8 protein-coding genes are annotated in these 8,075 nt (G+C 50.0%); 7 read left to right on the top strand and 1 reads right to left on the bottom strand.

Annotation, left to right across the window (positions count from 1 at the left end; genetic code table 11):
- Both lon and cmk read left to right on the top strand, forming a co-directional pair.
- A partial coding sequence (lon, locus tag WBV75_RS04920; protein ID WP_424119534.1) for an endopeptidase La occupies positions 1-2,152 on the top strand: 2,152 nt, incomplete at its 5' end.
- 72 nt (positions 2,153-2,224) lie between these two features.
- Positions 2,225-2,917 (top strand): (d)CMP kinase, encoded by a 693-nt coding sequence (gene cmk / locus WBV75_RS04925; RefSeq protein ID WP_424119535.1) that lies wholly within the window; start codon positions 2,225-2,227, stop codon positions 2,915-2,917.
- A 41-nt stretch (positions 2,918-2,958) separates the two neighbouring features.
- Here cmk and WBV75_RS04930 read toward each other — a convergent pair whose 3' ends face one another.
- Positions 2,959-3,339: a LysM peptidoglycan-binding domain-containing protein gene (locus WBV75_RS04930; protein ID WP_424119536.1), complete on the bottom strand. Its 381-nt coding sequence runs from the start codon at positions 3,337-3,339 to the stop codon at positions 2,959-2,961.
- A 293-nt stretch (positions 3,340-3,632) separates the two neighbouring features.
- On the opposite strand from WBV75_RS04930, the gene rpsA reads away from it, so the two are divergent.
- The 5 genes from rpsA to WBV75_RS04955 all read left to right on the top strand — a co-directional run.
- On the top strand, positions 3,633-5,471 hold the full coding sequence (rpsA, locus tag WBV75_RS04935) for a 30S ribosomal protein S1 (protein WP_424119537.1): 1,839 nt from the start codon (positions 3,633-3,635) through the stop codon (positions 5,469-5,471).
- Positions 5,472-5,624: 153 nt separating this feature from the next.
- Complete coding sequence (pyrR, locus tag WBV75_RS04940; RefSeq protein ID WP_424119538.1) at positions 5,625-6,164, top strand: bifunctional pyr operon transcriptional regulator/uracil phosphoribosyltransferase PyrR; 540 nt, start codon at positions 5,625-5,627, stop codon at positions 6,162-6,164.
- Positions 6,165-6,168: 4 nt separating this feature from the next.
- Positions 6,169-7,095, top strand: a complete 927-nt coding sequence (locus tag WBV75_RS04945) for an aspartate carbamoyltransferase catalytic subunit (protein WP_424119539.1) — start codon at positions 6,169-6,171, stop codon at positions 7,093-7,095.
- Between the two features lie 5 nt (positions 7,096-7,100).
- Positions 7,101-7,433 carry a ribonuclease Z gene (locus WBV75_RS04950; RefSeq protein ID WP_424119540.1) on the top strand — a complete coding sequence of 111 codons (333 nt, stop codon included), beginning with the start codon at positions 7,101-7,103 and terminating at the stop codon, positions 7,431-7,433.
- A gap of 21 nt (positions 7,434-7,454) precedes the next feature.
- On the top strand, positions 7,455-8,075 hold a 621-nt coding region (locus WBV75_RS04955; protein ID WP_424119541.1), incomplete at its 3' end, for an MBL fold metallo-hydrolase.

Consider the following 8,075-nt stretch of genomic DNA (forward strand, 5'->3'; position numbering starts at 1 on the left):
TATCAATACCCTGGGTACGGTGGCGAGGATCCTCAGGGTCCTTAAAATGCCCGATGGGAATACAACTGTAATTATTCAGGGTAAAAAGCGCTTCGAAATCGCAGAGGTCCTGACCGAAAAACCGTATATGACAGCTACCGTCCGCGAGGCTGCTGAAACCCGCCCGGACGAAACCGGAGCCGAGTTTACCACGATTATCGAATCGGTTAAGGAACTGGCCCTGCAAATCATAAAGGACAACCCGAACATTCCAAGTGAAGCCGCCTTTGCGATCAAGAATATTCAGAGTAATTCCTTTTTGATCAATTTTGTCTCCTCCAACCTCAACCTGCCGGTAGCAGACAAACAGGAACTCCTGGAGATTGGGGATCTGCAGGAGCGGGCCCTGGCTACACTCAAGCATCTCAACACAGAGCTGCAGAAACTCGAACTCCGCAATGAATTGCACTCCAAGGTCCGCTCCGATATGGACCAGCAACAGCGGGAGTATTTTCTGCACCAGCAGATGAAAACCATACAGGAGGAACTCGGTGGGATATCCTATGATGAGGAGATCGACGAGATGGAAGCCCGGGCCAAAGAGAAGCAATGGAGCGAAAAGGTTTCCGATCACTTCGGGAAAGAACTGGCCAAATTGCAGCGGATGAATCCGCAGGTGGCTGAGTACTCCATACAGCGGAACTACCTCGACCTGATCCTCGACCTTCCCTGGGAGCACTATTCTGAGGATATTTTCGACCTGAAGCGGGCCGAGCGCATTCTGGATCGCGATCACTACGGTCTCGAAGACGTGAAACAACGCATTGTGGAGTATCTGGCCGTGCTCAAACTCCGGCAGGATATGAAATCCCCTATCCTTTGCTTATACGGGCCTCCCGGGGTGGGGAAGACCTCCCTGGGTAAATCGGTAGCCGAGGCATTGGGCAGGGAGTACGTCCGGATGTCCCTGGGGGGATTAAGGGATGAAGCTGAGATTCGCGGACACCGTAAAACGTATATCGGTGCCATGCCCGGCCGTATCTTGCAGAGCATAAAGAAAGCGGGAACCTCCAACCCTGTTTTCGTCCTGGACGAAATCGACAAGCTCTCCTCGAGTTATCAGGGAGATCCTTCCTCCGCCATGCTGGAGGTGCTCGACCCGGAGCAAAACACGGAATTTTACGACAATTTCCTGGAACTCGGGTACGACCTTTCCAAGGTAATGTTTATAGCCACGGCCAATAGCCTGGGGAATATTCAGCCTGCCCTTCGGGACCGTATGGAGATTATTAAGGTGACCGGTTATACCATAGAAGAAAAGGTGGAGATCGCCAAACGCCACCTGCTGCCGAAACAACTGCGGGAACATGGACTGAAGTCTAAAGACCTGCGTATCGGAAAGCGACAAATGGAGAAGATCGTCGAGGGATATACACGGGAATCCGGAGTGCGCGGCCTGGAAAAGAAAATCGCAAAAATGGTTCGGTACGCGGCAAAGAATATAGCTACCGATACGAGCTATGATCCAAAGGTCAGCCTGGCCGATGTGGAAAGCATCCTCGGACCACCCAGGATGGAGCGGGATAAATATGAGAACAACGACGTGGCCGGAGTGGTTACAGGCCTGGCCTGGACCAGTGTAGGTGGGGATATCCTCTTTATTGAATCCATTCTTTCAAGGGGTAAGGGCAACCTGAACATCACAGGAAACCTGGGGCAGGTGATGAAAGAATCTGCCACGATCGCCATGGAATACATCAAATCCAATGCGGAGGAACTGGGGATAGACCCGGAAGTCTTTGCGAAGTACAATGTCCACATCCACGTACCGGAGGGGGCTACCCCCAAAGACGGACCCAGTGCGGGTATAACCATGCTTACTTCCCTTGTGAGCCTTTTCACCCAGAGGAAAGTGAAGAAAAGCCTGGCGATGACAGGCGAAATTACCCTGAGGGGGAAAGTCCTGCCCGTAGGTGGGATCAAGGAGAAGATACTCGCTGCGAAGCGCGCGCGGATTAAGGAGGTGATTTTATGCGAAGAGAACCGCCGTGATATTGCGGAGATCAAGGCAAACTACCTCAAGGGCCTGACCTTTCATTATGTAAAGGACATGAAAGAAGTTATCGAAATCGCCCTCTTAAAGCAAAAGGTCAAAAACCCGAAAAAGCTCTGAGGAGGAAATTATCGGGGTCTCAGTCGAAGTTTTAACAATTCCCGTGCCTGAAGGATTTGTGTATTTTTGAGTATGAAAAAGATTTCAATCGCCATTGACGGCCATTCTTCCACCGGAAAGAGTACCCTGGCGCGGGAGCTGGCCAGGTCCCTGGGCTACGTTTATATCGATTCCGGTGCCATGTACCGCGCTGTGGCCTTGTTTGCCCTTGAGAACGGCTTAGTCGATGATACACTTGACGAAGCCGGATTACTAGAACATCTTCAGGCATTGGAACTGGACTTTAAAGTGAATCCTGAAACCGGGCGTTCCGAGATACACCTGAACGGAAAAAACGTAGAAAAGCAAATCCGGACTATAGAGGTATCCCGCTATGTCAGTGAAGTGGCTGCAATCCCTCAGGTCCGCACAAAACTCGTGGCACTACAGCAGGAAATGGGCGCCGAAAAGGGTGTGGTCATGGATGGCCGGGATATCGGCACGGTGGTATTGCCCGGGGCGGAACTCAAGCTTTTTATGACTGCGGCCCCTGAAACACGGGCTGCACGCCGGTATAAGGAATTACTGGAGCGGGGAGAAACGGTCAGCTATGCGGAGGTGCTCAAAAACGTACGCCACCGGGACCATTTGGATTCCAACCGGGAGGTGTCCCCACTGACCCAGGCTGCCGATGCCATCCGCCTCGACAATAGCGATATGGGTTTGAAAGAGCAATACGAGCGGGTACGCTCCTATGCAGAGCGAATCCTAAAGGCAAAAAAATAGGCGCCCGGAACCCGGACGCCTCAAATTTTTGATGGAAGTTTTCAAAGATTTGGGATAACCAAAACCTGGCCCGGATGAATCATGTCCGGATTGTCAAGCAGGTTGGTGTTCGCCTCAAAAATCGCTTTATACTTCATCATATCTCCGTAGTAGTGTTTTGCGATTTTACTCAGGGATTCCCCGCTTTTTACTTCGTGCCGATGGTACACTGAAGTGTCCTCGACGATGATGTTTGCCAGAAGATCCGAAGGTTTTTCACCGCCGACTTTCTTGATCTCATCCCAAAGTATGTCTTTTTCGTATTGTGTTTTAACCGTTCCCTTGATTTTAAGGACTCCGTCTTCCACAACCACTTTTCCTTCTTTGGCCCCGAGCTTTTCACCCAGGCTCAAGACCGATTGATACTTGTCTTTTACGCTCATTACTCTAAAAAATATTTAAGTTAACAAAAGTTTCTCCTTCTACGCCCCTAAAGATATGGAATGCGGCAGGATTTACCACCCTTCTACCCCCGGTATTTCCTGATTTTGATGTGCAGATCATCGGGGTATGCATACGCTTAAAAAATATTGGATAAAGCCGTAGAATGTTGTATTTTTGCACACCTTTTTTGCAGATAGTCAAGAGAAAAAGGGTTAAAATCACTGATGTAAAATAGCTTCCGGGGAGGTGCTTGACTCTTGAGAAACCCTGGAATACAAACTTAACTCAGCACATGGCTGAAGCACAAAAAACAGGGGAGACGGTAGAAGCCGTTGAGCCAAAAACACAGGTGGAAGCGCCTGTAAAACAACAAGATCCGCAGGAATTCCTGGAAAACTTCGATTGGGAGAAGTACGAAGAGGGAATCGAGCGGGTTGAAGACGAAAAACTTAAAGAATTCGAAGATTTGGTGGCCAGCAATTTTGTGGACACCGCGGATTCCGAGGTTGTGGAAGGTACGGTAACGCACCTGACCGACCGGGAAGCCATTATCGACATCAATGCGAAATCAGAAGGGGTTATTTCCCTGAATGAGTTCCGGTACAACCCGGACCTGAAGATAGGGGATACCGTAGAGGTACTGATCGACATCCGTGAGGATCGCAGCGGTCAGCTGGTACTTTCCCACCGGAAAGCCCGTACCATTAAAGCCTGGGAGCGTATCAATACGGCTTATGAGAAAGAAGAAGTAGTAACCGGCTTTATCAAATGCCGGACCAAAGGAGGGATGATTGTCGATGTATTTGGAATTGAGGCATTCCTGCCCGGTTCACAAATCGACGTCAAACCTATTCGCGACTACGATCAGTACGTCGGGAAGACCATGGAATTCAAGGTGGTGAAGATCAACCAGGAGTTCAAGAACGTGGTGGTCTCCCACAAAGCGCTTATCGAAGCCGATATCGAAGAGCAGAAAAAGGAGATTATCAGCCAACTGGAAAAAGGTCAGGTACTGGAAGGAGTGGTGAAAAACATCACCTCTTATGGTGTCTTTATCGATCTTGGGGGCGTGGATGGCCTGGTGCATATCACGGATCTTTCCTGGAGCCGCATCAACCACCCGAGCGAAGTGGTGGATCTCGACCAGAAACTCAATGTGGTTATCCTGGATTTCGACGACAACAAATCGCGTATACAATTAGGTCTCAAGCAGCTTGAAAAGCATCCATGGGATGCCCTCGGCGATGAGATTAAGATAGGAGATAAGGTAAAAGGTAAGGTTGTGGTCATTGCAGATTACGGCGCATTCCTGGAAGTGGCTGAAGGCGTTGAAGGCCTTATTCACGTATCGGAAATGTCCTGGTCTACCCACCTGCGCTCCGCACAGGACTTTGTCAAGGTAGGAGACCAGCTGGAAGCTGTGGTCCTGACCCTTGACCGGGAAGATCGCAAGATGTCCCTGGGACTGAAGCAACTCACTCCGGATCCATGGACTGATATCACAACGAAATACCCTGTAGGCTCCCGTCATAAAGGGATTGTTCGCAACTTCACCAATTTCGGTGTATTTGTAGAGCTGGAAGAAGGTATCGATGGCCTGATTTACATTTCAGACCTCTCATGGACCAAGAAGATCAAGCACCCGTCTGAATTCGTAACCGTTGGGGACGAACTCGAAGTAGAAGTGCTTGAACTCGATGTAGACGGACGTAAACTCAGTCTGGGTCACAAACAGACCACTGAGAACCCATGGGACAAATACGAAAGCGAATTCGGAGAGGGTACTGTACATAAGGTAGTCCTCAAGGAAATCGTGGATAAAGGAGCCATTATTGAGCTCAATGACGATATTACTGCTTTTGTTCCCCAACGCCATTTGGTGAAGGAGGACGGAAAAAAACTCTCCAAAGGGGATGAGGCGGAATTTAAGATCATTGAATTCAACAAGGACCTGAAAAGGGTAGTAGCCAGCCATACAGCAATCTTCCGGGAAGAAGAGCAGCGAAATGTACGGGCAGCGCGCAAGAAAGCTACGGCTACGGATGAAGCAAAGCCCACTTTGGGAGATGCCAACGAGCAGTTGCAGGCCCTTAAGGACAAGATGGAAGCCAGCAGCAAGAAAAAGAAGTAAGCCGCTTCGCTTCCTGAACATTCAAACCCCGGATTTTTTCTCCGGGGTTTTTTATGGCTATGCGGCCCATCGTTAAGCCTTGAAATTTATTTGCCCGATGTATTTGGCAGAATTGCCTATTTTTGCCTTGCGACGCCATAGGTTCGAACCCGTATGATTCAAAAAGTCCTTCTTTCTTCAAAAGAAATCGACATCATCCTGCACCGACTGGCCTGTCAGCTCTTAGAAAATCATTTGACTTTTTCGGATTCAGTACTCATCGGTTTACAGCCAAGGGGCACCTTTCTCGCCCACAGGTTGCGGGATATCCTCCGCGATGATTACAAAGTAAAACACATCCCCTTCGGGCTTTTGGACATCACGTTTTACCGGGATGATTTCCGTCGGGGCGATAAAACCCTTTCGGCCAGCAGTACCCAAATCGATTTTCTCGTGGAGGGCAAGCGGGTTGTCCTTATCGATGATGTTCTCTATACCGGCAGGAGTATTCGGGCGGCCCTGACAGCCTTGCAGTCTTTTGGGCGGCCGGGTGCCATAGAATTGCTGACCCTGATCGACCGGAGGTTCAGCCGGCATTTACCCATTCAGCCGGATTACAGGGGCCGACAGGTGGATGCCATCAAAGAGGAACGCGTAAAGGTCTGCTGGAAGGAGAACGAAGGAGAAGATGCAGTATACCTGATTAGCCCTTAAAAGTATGAGTGACCTGAGTGTACGACATTTGCTGGGAATCAAATACCTTCAAAAGGAGGATCTCGATCTGATTTTTGAAACGGCAGATCATTTTAAAGAGGTTTTAAGTCGGAGCATCAAAAAAGTTCCTTCCCTCCGCGACATTACCATAGCCAATATCTTTTTTGAGAACAGTACCCGTACGCGCCTGTCCTTTGAACTGGCCGAAAAAAGACTGTCCGCTGATGTCATTAACTTTTCAGCTGCCCAATCCTCAGTTCGGAAAGGGGAAACCCTGATCGATACCGTAAATAACATCCTGTCTATGAAGGTCGATATGGTGGTCCTCCGGCATCCGAACGCCGGGGCGGGGATCTTCCTTTCCAGGCATGTGGGGGCTTCTATCATCAATGCGGGGGATGGCGCTCATGAACACCCGACGCAGGCGCTGCTCGACACCTTTTCCATCCGGGAACGCCTGGGCGGGGTGGCCGGCCGCAAAGTGGTTATCGTCGGTGACATCCTTCATTCACGGGTGGCCCTGTCCAATATATTCGCCCTGCAAATGCTGGGAGCAGAAGTTAAGGTTTGCGGTCCTAAAACGTTGATTCCCAAATATATTGAAACCCTGGGGATTCAGGTTGAATACGATCTTAGAAAGGCTTTGGAATGGTGCGATGTAGCCAATATGCTGCGCATCCAGAACGAGCGGATGGACATGAGTTATTTCCCTACCCTCAGGGAGTATACCATGCAGTACGGGGTGAATAAAGCGTTGCTTGACAGCCTGGATAAAGAGGTTGTGATCATGCACCCGGGCCCTATCAACCGCGGGGTTGAGATTACCAGCGACGTCGCCGATTCAGACCAGTCGATTATCCTCAACCAGGTTGAGAATGGAGTGGCCATCCGTATGGCCGTGATCTATTTGCTTGCTTCAAAAATAAAATAAGCTCTATGATTTTTGATCGAGACGGAAATACTACGATAGTACTTCAGGAGAAGGCCTCCCTGGCCACTTTTATAAAAAACCTGAAACAAGCCTATCCAAAACTAAAGAACGACCACCTGATTCTCAACCTGTTTTCGTTTGGAAACCTGAAGACATCAGACCTGCTTGAGTTTATGGAGCTTTCCAATACACACCGGGGAAGTGGCAAGTCTTTCGTCCTGGTCAGCAGCGCCGTTGCACCCGACGATATCCCTGAGGAGATCAGTATGGCGCCGACCCTTCAGGAGGCCCGTGACATTATTGAAATGGAAGAGATTGAACGGGACCTGGACCTTTGATTTATGGGGGGTGGCCTGAAGATGCGTTTACAAATACTCGGGTGTTATGCGGCTACCCCGAGATTTCTGGCTCCACCAAGCGGGCAGGTTCTCGAGGCAGGGAAACACCTGGTGCTTATCGATTGTGGGGAGGGTACCCAAATGCAATTGCGCCGGTTCAAGGTGCGCTTTAACAGGATCCAGCATATTTTTATTTCACACCTGCATGGAGACCACTTCTTCGGTCTCCCCGGGCTCATTGCTACGTTTCGCCTCCTGGGACGGGAAAAGCCCCTGCATATCTACGGGCCGGTTGGGATTCAGAAGGCCATTACGCTCTTGTTGAAAATCGGGGATTCCTGGACCGACTTTCCCTTGCATTTCCACGAACTTTCCGCCCCGGATTCCGAACTGATTTTTGAAGATGCCACCTTCTCGGTCCGCACCCTGCCGCTGGACCACCGCATTTACACCAATGGATTTCTTTTTACCCTCTCGGGGGGGGGACGCAGGCTTATACCGGAAGCCGTGGAGAAATACGGGATTGATAAAGCCTATTACCGAAAGATCAAAAAAGGCGAAGATGCGGTTGACTCCAGTGGGGCGCTGATACCAAATGCCCGGCTAACAGAGGCCCCTCGCCCCCCCAAGCGGTATGCCTAC

Origin of the sequence: Robiginitalea sp. (genome assembly GCF_049588695.1) — a bacterium.
Lineage (GTDB): Bacteria > Bacteroidota > Bacteroidia > Flavobacteriales > Flavobacteriaceae > Robiginitalea.